This is a genomic window from Deltaproteobacteria bacterium (assembly GCA_029210625.1).
Classification (GTDB): Bacteria; Myxococcota; Myxococcia; order SLRQ01; family SLRQ01; genus JARGFU01.
The window spans coordinates 299,740-311,994 of record JARGFU010000001.1 but is presented as its reverse complement, the minus strand read 5'-3'; the positions used below and the strand labels follow the sequence as shown (position 1 = coordinate 311,994).

Annotated in this window: 11 protein-coding genes; 3 read left to right on the top strand and 8 right to left on the bottom strand. The window is 72.0% G+C overall.

The genetic code is table 11. The annotated features are described in order from the left end of the window. Positions 1 to 73: 73 nt before the first annotated feature. Genes P1V51_01385 through P1V51_01375 form a run of 3 tightly spaced genes read right to left on the bottom strand, consistent with a single transcriptional unit; the run spans position 74 to position 2,441 of the window. Positions 74 to 544, bottom strand: coding sequence for a YiiD C-terminal domain-containing protein (locus P1V51_01385; GenBank protein MDF1561661.1), 471 nt, complete (start codon positions 542 to 544; stop codon positions 74 to 76). After that, positions 541 to 1,821, bottom strand: a complete 1,281-nt coding sequence (locus P1V51_01380; GenBank protein ID MDF1561660.1) for an MFS transporter — start codon at positions 1,819 to 1,821, stop codon at positions 541 to 543. Before P1V51_01380 ends, P1V51_01385 begins: the two co-directional genes overlap by 4 nt. After that, complete coding sequence (locus P1V51_01375) at positions 1,818 to 2,441, bottom strand: hypothetical protein (protein ID MDF1561659.1); 624 nt, start codon at positions 2,439 to 2,441, stop codon at positions 1,818 to 1,820. Before P1V51_01375 ends, P1V51_01380 begins: the two co-directional genes overlap by 4 nt. Positions 2,442 to 2,493: 52 nt before the next feature. On the opposite strand from P1V51_01375, the gene P1V51_01370 reads away from it, so the two are divergent. Genes P1V51_01370 through P1V51_01360 form a run of 3 tightly spaced genes read left to right on the top strand, consistent with a single transcriptional unit; the run spans position 2,494 to position 6,756 of the window. Beyond that, positions 2,494 to 4,089 (top strand): GMC family oxidoreductase, encoded by a 1,596-nt coding sequence (locus P1V51_01370; GenBank protein MDF1561658.1) that lies wholly within the window; start codon positions 2,494 to 2,496, stop codon positions 4,087 to 4,089. Then, positions 4,086 to 5,327, top strand: a complete 1,242-nt coding sequence (locus P1V51_01365) for a hypothetical protein (protein ID MDF1561657.1) — start codon at positions 4,086 to 4,088, stop codon at positions 5,325 to 5,327. The genes P1V51_01370 and P1V51_01365 overlap by 4 nt, the downstream gene beginning before the upstream one ends. 7 nt (positions 5,328 to 5,334) lie before the next feature. Continuing rightward, positions 5,335 to 6,756 carry a hypothetical protein gene (locus P1V51_01360; protein ID MDF1561656.1) on the top strand — a complete coding sequence of 474 codons (1,422 nt, stop codon included), beginning with the start codon at positions 5,335 to 5,337 and terminating at the stop codon, positions 6,754 to 6,756. Between the two features lie 162 nt (positions 6,757 to 6,918). Here the strand turns inward: P1V51_01360 and P1V51_01355 are convergent, their stop codons facing one another. The 5 genes from P1V51_01355 to P1V51_01335 are packed head-to-tail and all read right to left on the bottom strand — an operon-like array spanning position 6,919 to position 11,888. Next, complete coding sequence (locus tag P1V51_01355) at positions 6,919 to 7,737, bottom strand: enoyl-CoA hydratase/isomerase family protein (GenBank protein ID MDF1561655.1); 819 nt, start codon at positions 7,735 to 7,737, stop codon at positions 6,919 to 6,921. Beyond that, positions 7,734 to 8,801 carry a thioredoxin domain-containing protein gene (locus tag P1V51_01350; GenBank protein MDF1561654.1) on the bottom strand — a complete coding sequence of 356 codons (1,068 nt, stop codon included), beginning with the start codon at positions 8,799 to 8,801 and terminating at the stop codon, positions 7,734 to 7,736. The genes P1V51_01355 and P1V51_01350 overlap by 4 nt, the downstream gene beginning before the upstream one ends. Then, complete coding sequence (locus P1V51_01345) at positions 8,802 to 10,523, bottom strand: VCBS repeat-containing protein (protein ID MDF1561653.1); 1,722 nt, start codon at positions 10,521 to 10,523, stop codon at positions 8,802 to 8,804. A 55-nt stretch (positions 10,524 to 10,578) separates the two neighbouring features. Beyond that, positions 10,579 to 11,496 carry an ADP-ribosylglycohydrolase family protein gene (locus P1V51_01340; protein MDF1561652.1) on the bottom strand — a complete coding sequence of 306 codons (918 nt, stop codon included), beginning with the start codon at positions 11,494 to 11,496 and terminating at the stop codon, positions 10,579 to 10,581. Then, positions 11,493 to 11,888 carry an NADAR family protein gene (locus P1V51_01335; protein MDF1561651.1) on the bottom strand — a complete coding sequence of 132 codons (396 nt, stop codon included), beginning with the start codon at positions 11,886 to 11,888 and terminating at the stop codon, positions 11,493 to 11,495. The genes P1V51_01340 and P1V51_01335 overlap by 4 nt, the downstream gene beginning before the upstream one ends. Between the last annotated feature and the right edge of the window lie 367 nt (positions 11,889 to 12,255).

Below are 12,255 nucleotides of genomic sequence, written 5' to 3'. Positions count from 1 at the left end.
ACACCGGACTACCCGGGCCTACACCGCGGGGATCCACCCCAGGGCGCTCAACCCCCCGGAAACAGGAGCCGTTTCAGGCCGCCTCGCGCTGCCGGACGTAGAGGGTCTTCTCGATCTCGGCGACGACCTCACCCTGCTCGTCGGTGACCTTCGTCCGGAAGACCGGAGAGGTCTTGCGGTGCTTGATCGCGTCGTGCCGGATCGACTCCACCTCGGCCGGGCTCACCGAGAAGCGGGCCCGCACCTTGCCGCGCCCGGGCTTCTTGAAGCGGATGGTCGCCTCCTGATCCCAGACGACGAAGCCCTCTCCGAGCGCCTCCATCAGGATCAGCATGAAGAAGGGATCGCACATGCTGTAGAGGGAGCCACCGAAGTGGGTGCCGACGTAGTTGCGGTTGAGGGGCGTGAGCTTCATCTCGACCTCCATGGTGAGGAGGTCCTCGGCGACGTGGGTCAGCCGGACGCCCGCCCCGAGGTAGGGCGGGTAGACGCTGACCAGCCGGAAGAAGGCACGCTTCAGGAGGCGCCGGTCGAGAGAGATCATGGTGTGGCCTCGGCGGTGGGGGTCCTCGGGATGCGGATGAGGACGAGCATACCGCCGCCGAGGACGATCAGTCCCGCCACCGCCAGGATCCCGGCCCGGGGGTCGCCGGTGGCCACCGCCACCCAGCCCATCAGGGTGGGGCCGATGACGGCCGCGTACTTGCCGACCATGTTGTAGAAGCCGAAGAGCTCGGCGCTCTGCTCGGCGGGGATCAGCCGGGCGAAGAGGGAGCGGGAGAGGGCCTGGACGCCACCCTGCACCAGGCCGACGGTGGCCGCGAGCACGTAGAACTCGGTGGCGGTCTCCATGCCGTGGGCGAAGGCGCAGACCCCGAGGTAGACGAGCAGGGCCAGGAGCACCCCGCCCTTGGCGCCGATCCGCTTGCCCAGGGCGCCGAAGGCGATGGCCGCCGGGAAGCCCACGAACTGGGTGAGCAGGAGCGCGGTGATCAGCGCGGTGTCCGGCAGGCCGATGGCCAGGCCGTAGTCGACCGCCATCCGGATGATGGTGTCGACCCCGTCGATGTAGAGCCAGTAGGCGACGAGGAAGAGGGCCGCGGTCTTCAGGCTGCGCAGGGTCTTCAGGGTCTGCAGCAGGCGGGCGAGGGCGGCGCGCAGGGAGGCCTCCCCCGCCTCGGCCGTGGGCGCCGGCTGCCGCACCCAGCGCAGGAGGGGGATCGAGAAGATCGCCCACCAGATCGCGCAGGCGGCGAAGCCCACCCGCACCGCCTCGGCCTTGCCGGGCAGGCCGAGGAGCCCGGGGTAGAGGGTCAGGCTGATGCAGCCGGCGAAGAGGATCCCGCCGCCGAGGTAGCCCAGGGAGAAGCCCAGGGCCGAGACCCGATCGAAGTCCGGCTCGTCCGCGACGGAGGTGAGCAGGGCGTCGTAGAGCGCGTTGGCGCCGGACCAGCCCAGGGTGCCGAGGGCGTAGAGGAGGAGGGCCAGCTCCCACTGCCCGCGTCCGGCCAGCGCCAGCCCCAGGGTGCAGACGACGCCGGTCGCCGCGTAGACGATGAGGGCGCGCTTGTGCCAGCCCGCGCGGTCGGCCAGCGCGCCCACCAGCGGCGCCAGGATCGCGACCGCCAGGGAGGCCGCCGAGGTGGCCAGCCCCAGGTAGAAGGTCGACCGGGTGACCGGGAGCTCGGCGGCCCAGTAGGTCTTCAGGAAGACGGGGAAGAAGCCGGCCACCACCACGGTGGCGTAGGCCGAGTTGGCCCAGTCGTAGAGGGCCCAGCCCAGGACGCCGCGGTCCTTCGGCGCGGGAGGCGTGGCGCTCACTCCTCGGTGGGCCCGTCGTCCGGCGAGGGCGCGGCGGGGCTCGAGGGGGTCAGGATGAAGGACTCGACGAAGTGCCGGTAGGCCTCCTCCGAGCCGCCCTTCTCGGTGGTGACGTAGGAGAGCTGGATCAGCTGCGGGCCCACCACGAAGATCCGCCCCCGGTAGAGCATCTCCTGGGGCGTGCGCATCACCAGCTCGAGGCCCGGGGCGATGGAGCCGTCGGGGGCGAAGAGCTGCAGGTCGCGCTGCTCGAGGATCTCGCCCGAGATGTTGGAGGCGGCTCCGTCCCGGGCGCCAGCCAGGACCTCGGCGGGATCCCGGGTGTCCATGAACCCCTCCGGGTAGCGGGCGCTGGTGACGTTGTAGGCGGCGCCCCGGGCGTCGTCGGCCAGCAGGTACATCACGATCGGCAGCGGCCCGGCCTCGGTGGGGACGTTCTGGCGCTGCACCTCGGGCGGATCGGGCATGGAGAAGGAGAAGCCCTCGTCCGCCTGCGTCTCGTACCACTCGCCCGTGGCCGGCGTGGGGTCGGGGATCGGCACCCGCCGGGGGCAGGCGGTGACGAGGAGGAGCGCCGGGAGGGCGAGGAGGGCGAGGTGCCGCAGGTGGGCGTCGAGCATGCGGCGGTCTTAGCACAGATGGGGTACTCTCGAATCGACAAGCGGGGTCGCCATGAGCTGGGATTACGTCATCATCGGGTCGGGCTTCGGGGGTAGCGTCAGCGCCCTGCGCCTCGTCGAGAAGGGTTACAAGGTGCTGGTGCTCGAGAAGGGGCGCCGCCTGGAGGCGCGGGACTTCCCGAGCTCCAACTGGAACCTGAAGCGCTGGCTCTGGCTGCCGCAGCTGGGCTTCCGCGGGCTCTTCAAGATGACCTTCCTGCCCAACGTCACCGCCCTCTCCGGGGTGGGGGTGGGCGGGGGCTCCCTGGTCTACGCCAACACCCTGCCGATCCCGAAGGACGAGTACTTCACCGCCGACTCCTGGGGGCACCTGGCCGACTGGAAGGCCGAGCTGATGCCCCACTACCAGCGGGCGCGGGAGATGCTCGGGGCGACCGAGAACCCGGCCTGGACCCACGCCGATCGGGTGCTGGCCGACGTGGCGAAGGAGATCGGCCGCGAGGATCACCACCACCCCACCACGGTGGCCGTCTACTTCGGCGAGCCGGGTCAGACGGTGCCCGACCCCTACCACGGGGGTGAGGGTCCCGACCGCACCGGCTGCATCCTCTGCGGCGGCTGCATGATCGGCTGCAAGGAGAACGCCAAGAACACCCTCGACAAGAACTACCTCTACCTGGCCGAGAAGAAGGGGCTGACCATCCAGCCCGACAGCGAGGTGGTCGACCTCCTGCCCCTCGAGGAGGGGGGCTACGAGCTCGTGGTGAAGCGCGGGGCCAGCCTCTTCGGCCGCAAGACCCAGCGGGTGCGGGCGCCGAAGGTGATCCTCGCCGGCGGCGTCCTCGGTACGGTGAACCTGCTCCTGAAGCTCAAGGAGAGCAGCCTGCCGCGGCTCTCGGATCGTCTCGGGCACTTCGTGCGGACGAACTCCGAGGTGTTGATGGGCGTCACGACCCAGGATCGGGACGTGAACCTCTCCGAGGGCGTGGCGATCACCTCGATCCTGCACACCGACGAGCACTCCCACCTCGAGCCGGTGCGCTACCCCCACGGCTCCGGGGCCTTCCGCACCCTGATGTCGCCCCACAGCCCGGGCGGAAATCCACTCTCCCGGCTGGCGCGGGGCTTCCTCTACGCCCTGCGCCACCCCTGGCGGACGCTGCGGGCCTACCTCGTCCCGGACTGGGCGCGCTACACGATGATCCTCCTCTACATGCGCACCCTCGACGGGCACCTGCGGATGAAGCTCGGGAGGCACCCCTTCACCCTCTTCCGGCGCGGCGTCACCACCGAGGTCGGGGGCGGGCCGAGGCCCACCGCGGCCATCCCCGAGGCCTCCGAGCTCGCCTACCGCATCGCGAAGCGGATGAACGGCTACCCCGGCTCTCTGATCACCGAGACCCTCCTGGGGATCCCCACCACCGCGCACATCCTCGGCGGCTGCGTCATCGGCAAGGACGCCAGCGAGGGGGTCATCGATGCCGAGCACCGGGTCTTCGGCTACGATGGGATGTACGTCATCGACGGGTCGGCGATCTCGGCCAACCCGGGCGTGAACCCCTCCCTCTCGATCTGTGCGCTCGCGGAGCGCGCGATGACCTTCATCCCCCCGAAGGACGAACCCACCGACCCCGAGGCCGAAGGATGAACCGCTCCCTCCCGCTCGTCTTCGCCCTGCTCCTGGCTCCCGCGCTCGCCAGCGCCGTCGAGATCGACGTGCGCTCCAAGCACGAGGCCACCCTGATGGTGGACGGGGACACCCGCAACTACTTCCGGGTCGTCGCGGGCAAGTCCCTGGGCTTCGTGGTGAAGGGTCCCGAGGAGCTCTCCATCGCCGTGCGCCAGGACCTGCAGGGCGACGAGAAGGCGGGGGAGGTCGAGACCGAGTTCATGGTCTTCCAGGACGGCTTCCGGATCCGCCGGATCACCCTGAAGGAGCCCGACGGGGGCATGTACCTCACCGACATGGAGTACGTGCCCAGCGAGAAGAAGATCCTGAAGATCAAGGTGCCCGAGGGCATGCACGCCTATCGCTTCGAGCTGGTCACCCGCGGCCGCTCGATCGCCGTGTCGGTGATCGCCGCCTCCGAGGATCTGGAGGCGATGATGGCCGTGGGGCTGGTCGAAGAGGAGCCCGCGAAGCAGCCCGCGCCGAAGGAGCCGGCGATCGAGCTGGTGGCCTTCGAGGACAGCAGGACCGATCCCGTCCCGCCGCCGCCCGCGGCGCCCCCCGTCGTCGCGCCGCCCCCCGTCGTCGCGGCGGTGGAGGTGAAGCCCGCCGAGCCGGAGAGCGGGGGCGAGGTCGCCCTCGCCAGCCTCCCCCCCCTGCCCGATCACCTGAAGCGCCCCGAGCCGCCCGCCGCGCCCGCCGGCCCCCGCCGCCGCTACCTGAAGCTCGGGCTGCGGGTCCTGGCCGCCGCCAGCGGCGTGGGCTCCCCCGCGATCGGGGGTGGCGCCCACGCGCTCTACCGCACCGGCCTCCTGAAGGACGGCCTCGACCTGGGCCTGGCGGTCGACTACCTGCCCGCCTCCAGCGCGGGCACCGACGCCGCCGGCGAGCCGCGCCGCCTGGACTGGCAGGGGCTCTCCTTCGGGCTCGCCCTCCGCCTCCAGACCCCCTCCCTGCGCGGCCTGCGCTGGCAGGCGCAGCTGATCGGCGGCGCCGCCTTCCTCTCGGCGAGCACGGCGGGGCGCTCGGCCTCGGGCATCACGCCGGCGCTCGGCGTCTCCCTCGGCCCCTCCTTCGCGCTGGGGCCGGGGGCCGTCACCCTCGAGGCGCAGACGACGATCCTCTTCGGCGGCCCCGAGGACGACACCGGTGCGCTCTCCGCGAGCTCCCTCCTCGGCGGCCTCGGCCTGACCGTGGGCTACCAGCTCGCCCTCTAGCCAGCCGATGCGATCGCCGACGAGAGGCTCCCTGCTCCTCGCGCTCCTGCTCGCCTCGGCCTGCGGCACGCTCCCCGGGCGCGGGCGGGTCGCCCCCCTGGGACGCCACGCCGGGATCCGCAACGTCCGGGCGACCGGGGAGGGCCCGGTGGCCGGGCCGATCGCCGCGGCGGCCGGGCCGGCGCTCGCCGAGGCCGCCGGCCTCACGAGCGAGGCAGGGGAGCCGGCCTTCCGGCTGGAGATCCGGATCCTGGAGGCGCGCTCGGTCCTCACCGGCTCGCGCTCCGACACCGTGGACCTCGTCGGCCGGATGGTGGATCACTCGCGCTCCGGCCGCCTCATCGTCGAGGGCCTCCTCGCGCTCCCCGACGGCACCCTGGTCGGCCGCAGCCGCTGGGGTGCGCCGGGCGCGCCCCCCGGCCAGGAGGCGGCGCTCCACGAGCGCGCCGGCCGGGAGCTCGGAAGGCAGCTCGGCCTGCGGGTCGGTCACGCCCGGACCCGCTTTGTCGCCCGCGACACCGGCGACGAGCGGATCCTCCTCTCGCCCTCGGAGCTCACCCTGCGCCCCGGCCACCTGCTCGTCTCCAACGACGAGCTCCTCCTCTTCCGGATGGCGATGGGCCTCTCGGATCGGGTTCAGCTCCAGCTCTGGCTCGGCGGCTTCCCCGTGCCCGGCGCCATCGGCGGGGCGGTGCCGGCGGGCGGGCTCATCGCCGGCGGCGCCGGCGGGCTGGCGATCTTCGGCTTCTTCGATCTGGGTCTGAAGGTAAAGATCCTCGACGAGCAGGCGAAGCTCCCGGGCGTGGCGCTGGCCTACGACCTCCTCGACCTCTTCGGCGCCGGCATCGGCGGCGGGGGCGTGGCCTTCCTCGGCAACGGGGTCGCGGGCGCGGGCTTCGTGGCCGTGGGCGGCGCGAACATGCAGTTCAACCTCTTCACCCTGACGGTGGGCAAGCACTTCGGCCCCCGCCGGCGCACCCACCTGGTGGCGGGCGCCTACCTCCTCGACAACCACCACCTCCTGCCCCAGTCCTTCTCCTTCCGCTCCGCCTGCGGCGCGGGGGGGCTGGGCGCGCCGGGCGTGGGGGGCGGCGTGGACGTCTGCGCCGGGGACGACCGGGTGATCGAGCGCATCCCCGTGCAGCTGCTCCCCTTCTTCGCGGCCGAGCAGCGGGTCGGGCAGCGCTGGAGCTTCGCGACCGAGCTGCTGCCCCGCGCCCCGTTTCGGGACACGATGCTCACCACGGGCTTGCGCCTGCAGATCGGCCCGGGCAGCGGCAAGGGCCTGATGGGCCCCGAGGCCTTCCGCCTGCGCCTGGGCTTCGCCCTGCTCTGGGTCTGGGCCCAGGACGCGGACACCGGCGAGGGCGGCAAGATCCTCCCGCTGCCCTGGCTCTCCCTCGGCGTCCACCTCCAGAGCGGAAGCTAAACCAGAGATCATGATTCCCGAACAGCGGATGGCGCCGCGGACGTGCCCGGATGCAAGGAAGGGTGAGGGAGCCTAGCCTTAGCTAGGTGACCGAGGCCTGACGCCGCAGGCGGGTGCGGCCTGCAAGCCAGGCGTGATCGGGAATCGTGATTTCTGGTTTAGCTACATCAGGCGCGACCAGAGGGGCCGCGTGCGCCAGAGCAGGAAGAAGGTCGCCGCCGGCGCCCACTTCTTCTTGCTCTTGAGGAAGCGGTACTGACCCTTCAGGAAGGGCGCGGAGAGGAAGGAGTCGGCCACCTGCACCGACTCCCGGGCGTTCACCGCCAGCAGCTCCTCCCGGCTCGTCCCGCCGCGGTAGCCGCGCTCGCGGCCCTCTTCGATCCACCCCTCGGCGATCTTCCGCGCCTCGGCCAGCAGCTCGCCGTGGGGCACCACCCACTGCACCAGGCCGATCTCCTTCGCCTCGGTGCCGGTGGGCTTCCAGCCCTCCTTCCCCAGGATGCGCTCGGCGGTCGCCGCGCCCATCAGCTTCTCGAAGAGCACGCTGGAGCAGCCCTCCGGGGGGACGCCCAGGGCGGCGAAGGGGGTGGAGAAGGTCGCCTCCTCCGAGGCGATGATCCCGTCGCAGAGGGTGGCCGAGGTGACGCTGGCGCCGATGGCCGGCCCGTTCGCCGCCACCAGGATCGGCTTTCCGAACTCGATGAAGCCGTCGAAGAGGGCCTGGTTGTGCTTCACGATCTGCGCGTGTAGCTCGCGGGGGTGACCCAGCTTCAGGGTGCCGCCGAGGTTCACCCCGGCGCTGTAGTAGGGGTCGGTGCCGGTGAGGATGACGACCTTCGTCGCGGCGTCCCCGGCGGCGCGCTCGAGCGCGGCGCGCAGCGCCTCCATCATCTCCATCGTCCAGCCGTTGAGGCGACGCGGGAGGTTCATCCGCAGGACGGTGACGCCGTCCCGGCTCTCGAAGACGACGAGCTCGTTCATGGGGTCTCGGAGGCGGCGGGCCGGGGGGCGAGGGCGTCGAGGGTCGCCTTGCCCACGGGCATGGCCCAGCCCCGCTGCAGCGTCCGCGCGGTGTCGTAGAAGCAGGTGGTGGGGATCCGCAGGGCCTCGCCGCGCCGCTCGACGGCGCCGCTCTTCAGGCGGGTGACCTTCACCCCGGGCGCGAGCTTGCCGGCCATCTTCGCGATGGCGGGGGGCGTGCCGTCGACGGCCAGCAGCCGCACCTCGACCTCGGGGTGCTGCTTCGCGAAGCGAGCGAGCAGCGGCAGCTCCTTGCGGCAGGGCTGGCACCAGGGCGCCCAGAGGTTGAGCAGCAGGGGTCGGCGCTCCTCGCCGGCCTCGACCAGCTCCGCCTCCTCCTCGGGCAGATCCTCCTTCAGGGCCGCCAGGTCGCAGGTGGCCGGCGCGGTCTCGACGGCGCTCCCCCCCAGCACGAGGGGGGCAGGGCGGGTGAGCACGCTGAGCTTCGCCTCGGGGTAGCGCCGGACCTCGACGATCGCCCCGGGCACGAGGGCGTCGAGCTTCACCTGCTCTCCGCCGGGCCAGCGGACCTTCAGCTCGGTCTTCCCGTCCTCGCCCAGCGGGACGAGCTGCCGGTAGGGGTCCTGGGCCAGGAAGCCCTGGCCGATGAGCATGGGGATCTTGGTGGTGGCGTCGCCGCTCGTGACGAGGATCGTGGCCGAGGCGGCGTCCCGGCTGGTGGCGAAGCGGACCTCGGCGGAGGGGCCCGAGGGCCCCTCATTGCGGTAGACCCGCAGCTTCCGGTTCGGGCCCTCGGTGCGCAGGATCAGGTCGAGGTCGCCGTCTCCATCGAGGTCGGCCTTGGCCAGGCTGCGTGAGTCGGTGACCGAGTCGGTGCCCAGCACGAAGCCGACGTCCAGGTAGAAGGGCTCCCCCTCGCCCACCCGCACGAAGTAGCGATCGCGCTCACGCCCGGAGAGGGTCGTCGTCCGGGTGTCCTTGCGGATCATCGGGGTCTGGGCCACCCGCTTGAGCTTCCCGGGGGTGTCGGGCTCGGACGCCAGGACCAGGCGCCAGTAGGGCACTCACCCGTCGTCGAGCTCGGGTCCCGTCAGGAAGCCGCAGGGGGAGGCGAGCTCGGAGCCCCCGTGGAGATCGAGGTCGACGAAGCGGATGCCCCAGGCCCATCCCCCGTCGGCGACGCCCCAGGGCACGCCGACCTCCTGGAACTTCATGTCGCCCTTCCCCAGCCAGAGGGTGTTGCCCGCGGCCGCGCGGTGGATGCGGCCGGAGACGTCGTCCTTCCGGGGGAGGAAGTTGCCGAGGCGAGTGCCGGCGTTGGAGTGCATGTTGGCGAAGTAGAGGTCGAGGTGGCCGTCTCCGTTGATGTCGGCCACGTCCACGCCCATGCCCGAGGCGCGCTCGAAGCCGACGCCGGAGGCCTCGGAGAGATCCTCGAAGCGGCCCTCGCCGGTGTTCCGGTAGAGGCGCTTGGGGCCGAAGTCGTCGGCGATGGCGAGGTCGAGGCGGCCATCGTCGTCCAGGTCGGCCAGGGCCGTGCCGTAGGTCCAGAAGCGGTCGGCGACCCCCCACTCCTTCGCGCGGTTCACGAGCTGGATCTTTCCGTCCTTCGTCTCGTTGATCAGGAGGAGGTCGGGAAGCCCGGTGGGATCGAAGAGGAGGCTCTCGGAGCCGCGGACGTCGGAGCGCCCGTAGTTGGAGACGTGCAGATCGAGATCACCGTCTCCGTCGACGTCACCCGTCGCCATGGTGCGGAAGTGGTTGGACTGGCCGAGGTCGATCTTCTGCACCAGGGTGAAGCGCTCGCCCTCACGCTGGTAGACCATGATGCCCCCGCGGCCCTTGCGATGGACCGCGTTGGCGATCACCAGGTCCTCGTCCCCGTCACCGTCGAGATCGACGAAGTGCATCGAGCGCGCGGCGCCGGTGTCGCCCAGGCCGTAGCTCTTCGCCTTCTCCTCGTAGGTCCCGTCGCCCTTCGCGAGGAAGAGCAGGTTCGCGTCGGCGCGGCCGATGTAGAGGTCCAGCCAGCCGTCGCCGTTCACGTCGTCGATGGCGATGCTGCCGCGGTCGGGGCCGTCGAGGGAGAAGTTGCTCTTCCGCTCGGAGAAGACCGGCGGAAGCCCGGCCGCCTCGGTGACGTCCACGAAGCGCGGCGCCTCGGCCCGGATCCGGTAGACCTGCTCGAGGTGGAGCCGGGAGATCCGGGGGGACTTGCGGCTACCGCGCAGCTCGTAGCTGGCCTCGACGCTGTCCATGATCGGCCTGCCCCGGGCGTCCCGGCTGCCGAAGGTGAGGTGGAAGCGACCCTGGGCCAGGAAGGGCTCTCCCCGGACGATGATCGAGGTGTGGAAGCCCACCGAGCAGCGGCTGCGCTCGGCGTGGGGCCCGAGCCAACCCTCGAGGGCCGCGCCCACGCCCTCCCGCCCCAGGGTCTGCTCGGGGCCGGGCGCCAGCGTTCCACCCTCGAGCCCCAGGAGGTGCACCTTCAGGGGCTGCTCGGTCTCCGTGGGCAGGACTAGCGAGGCTTCCTCGTCGAAGAGCGCCGCGGCCGCCGCGCCGTGCTCCTTGAGGGCCGGGCAGAGCTTGCGCTTGAGGAAGAGCTCCACCGTGTAGGTGCGGTCCTCCCAGACGTTCATCTGGGTCTCCACGACCCGCCCCTCGGGCAGGGGGAAGGGCGGCTCCGCGGGCGCGCCCGCGGCGGAGGCCAGCGCCGGGAGCGCTGGCAGCAGGGCCAGGGCGAGGACCGTCAGGCGAGGCAGCGGGGCGTGGAGCAGAGCGGACAAGGTGCGTGGGAGCATCCCGCACCTCGCGCCTCGCGTCCACCGCGCGGCCGGGTCTTCAGGCGAAGGTGGCGGCGAGGCCGGCGGCGGCGGCCTCGAGGCGCTCGCGCTGCTCGAGCAGGCCGAGCAGCTCCCCCGGCAGCTCCCCCGCTCCGTTGTGGGCGCCCCAGAGGGCGCCGGCCATGGCGCCGATGGTGTCGACGTCGCCGCCGAGGAGGGCCGCGAAGCGAAGGAGGTCGGCGAAGTCGAGGTGCAGGAAGCGGCCGGCCAGGTAGAGGGCGGTGACGCAGGAGTCCACCGCCGCGATGCCGTTGCCCAGGCTCTCCCGCACCTCCCGCGGCGAGGGCTCGTTCCCCTGCGACAGCCGCAGCCAGCCGCGGGCGATCTCCAGCCGCATCGTGAAGGGGGCCTGCTCGCAGGGCGCCGTCGCGGCGTCCAGGAGGGCCTCGGCATCGACGCCCTCGAGCGCGGCGGCGGTGGCGGCGGCGATCATCACCGCGCCCTCCCTCGCCAGGGGGTGGGCGTGGGTGATGCTGGCCTGCTCGCTGGCGGCGTCGGCGAGCGCCTCGGGCCGGGCGGCGAAGGCCAGCCCGATCACCGGCGCCCGCATCGCGCCGCCGTTGCCGAAGGAGCCCTCCGGGTAGACCGAGCGGCTGGCCTCCCGCCAGTCCATTCCGCCGCGCACCCGCTTGAGCAGCTTCGCCGCCCCCGGGCCGTAGCCCCGCGACCAGCGGTAGCTCGCTCCGAAGCGCCGGGCGAGGTCGTCGAGATCGAGCGCGCCGCGCTCGACGAGGGACTCGGCGAGGTCGAGGGACATCGTGGTGTCGTCGGTGAAGCGCTGCTTTCCCTCGCTGCGGCCGATGGCCCGCCAGAGCAGGCGCTCGATGGGGCCGCCCTCGTGGGGAGCCCCGAAGGCGTCCCCCAGGGCCAGGCCGAGGAGGCCACCCTTGATCCGGTCGGTGCGTTCGGCGCTCATGTGAGCCTGGCCCGGACTTCCATCAGCGCGAAGCCCAGGAGGTTCTGGCCCGGCCAGGCCTCGGGCCGCTGGGCGTCGGGGTCGTCGGCCGCCAGGCCGAGGGCCCTGGCCTCCGCCGGGCTGCTGGCCTCGTGGATCTTCGCCAGGGTGATCCCGTCGTCGAAGAGCCGGGCCTTCTCGGCCATCATGAAGTGCTCGGCGGTGGCGTAGGTCAGGCCATCGACGACGAAGGGGGAGGGGTACCACTGGGAGAGGCAGGCCTTGTCGGCCACGCCCGCCTGGCGGGGGGTGTGGCCCCAGAAGAGGAGGTACTGCGCTCGGGCGCCCCCGGCGAGCGCCTCCCGCAGGGTCTCCACGTCGCGCGCCTCGATCGGCTCGGGGAAGTCCTCCATGCCTCCACCATTCTAGCCGAAGGGCCGCGCTGGCTCGATGGCGGCCCCGGAGTACCTTGCCCCTCATGCGCAGCCGCTGGTTCCACGCTCCTCTCCTGCACTCCCCGGCCCTCGGCCTGGAGAAGAAGCCGACCTGGCTCGAGCTCTTCTACGACCTGATCTTCGTCGCCGCCTTCATCCAGCTGGGCAACGGCCTCTCGGCCGACGTCTCGGTCGGGGGCTTCGTGGCCTTCGTCGGGGCCTTCGTGCCCCTCTGGGTCTCCTGGACCGGCTTCACCTTCTACGGGAACCGCTTCAACATCGAGGACTTCCTCCACCGCACCCTGGTCCTCCTCCAGATGTTCGCGGTGGGCGGGATGGCGATCTC

Excerpts from the sequence above, each read along its gene's own strand:
- P1V51_01360 (MDF1561656.1), top strand. The coding sequence starts at position 5,335 with ATGCGATCGCCGACGAGAGGCTCCCTGCTCCTCGCGCTCCTGCTCGCC.
- P1V51_01370 (MDF1561658.1), top strand. The coding sequence starts at position 2,494 with ATGAGCTGGGATTACGTCATCATCGGGTCGGGCTTCGGGGGTAGCGTC.
- P1V51_01355 (MDF1561655.1), bottom strand. The coding sequence starts at position 7,737 with ATGAACGAGCTCGTCGTCTTCGAGAGCCGGGACGGCGTCACCGTCCTG.
- P1V51_01365 (MDF1561657.1), top strand. The coding sequence starts at position 4,086 with ATGAACCGCTCCCTCCCGCTCGTCTTCGCCCTGCTCCTGGCTCCCGCG.
- P1V51_01340 (MDF1561652.1), bottom strand. The coding sequence starts at position 11,496 with ATGAGCGCCGAACGCACCGACCGGATCAAGGGTGGCCTCCTCGGCCTG.
- P1V51_01385 (MDF1561661.1), bottom strand. The coding sequence starts at position 544 with ATGATCTCTCTCGACCGGCGCCTCCTGAAGCGTGCCTTCTTCCGGCTG.
- P1V51_01335 (MDF1561651.1), bottom strand. The coding sequence starts at position 11,888 with ATGGAGGACTTCCCCGAGCCGATCGAGGCGCGCGACGTGGAGACCCTG.
- P1V51_01375 (MDF1561659.1), bottom strand. The coding sequence starts at position 2,441 with ATGCTCGACGCCCACCTGCGGCACCTCGCCCTCCTCGCCCTCCCGGCG.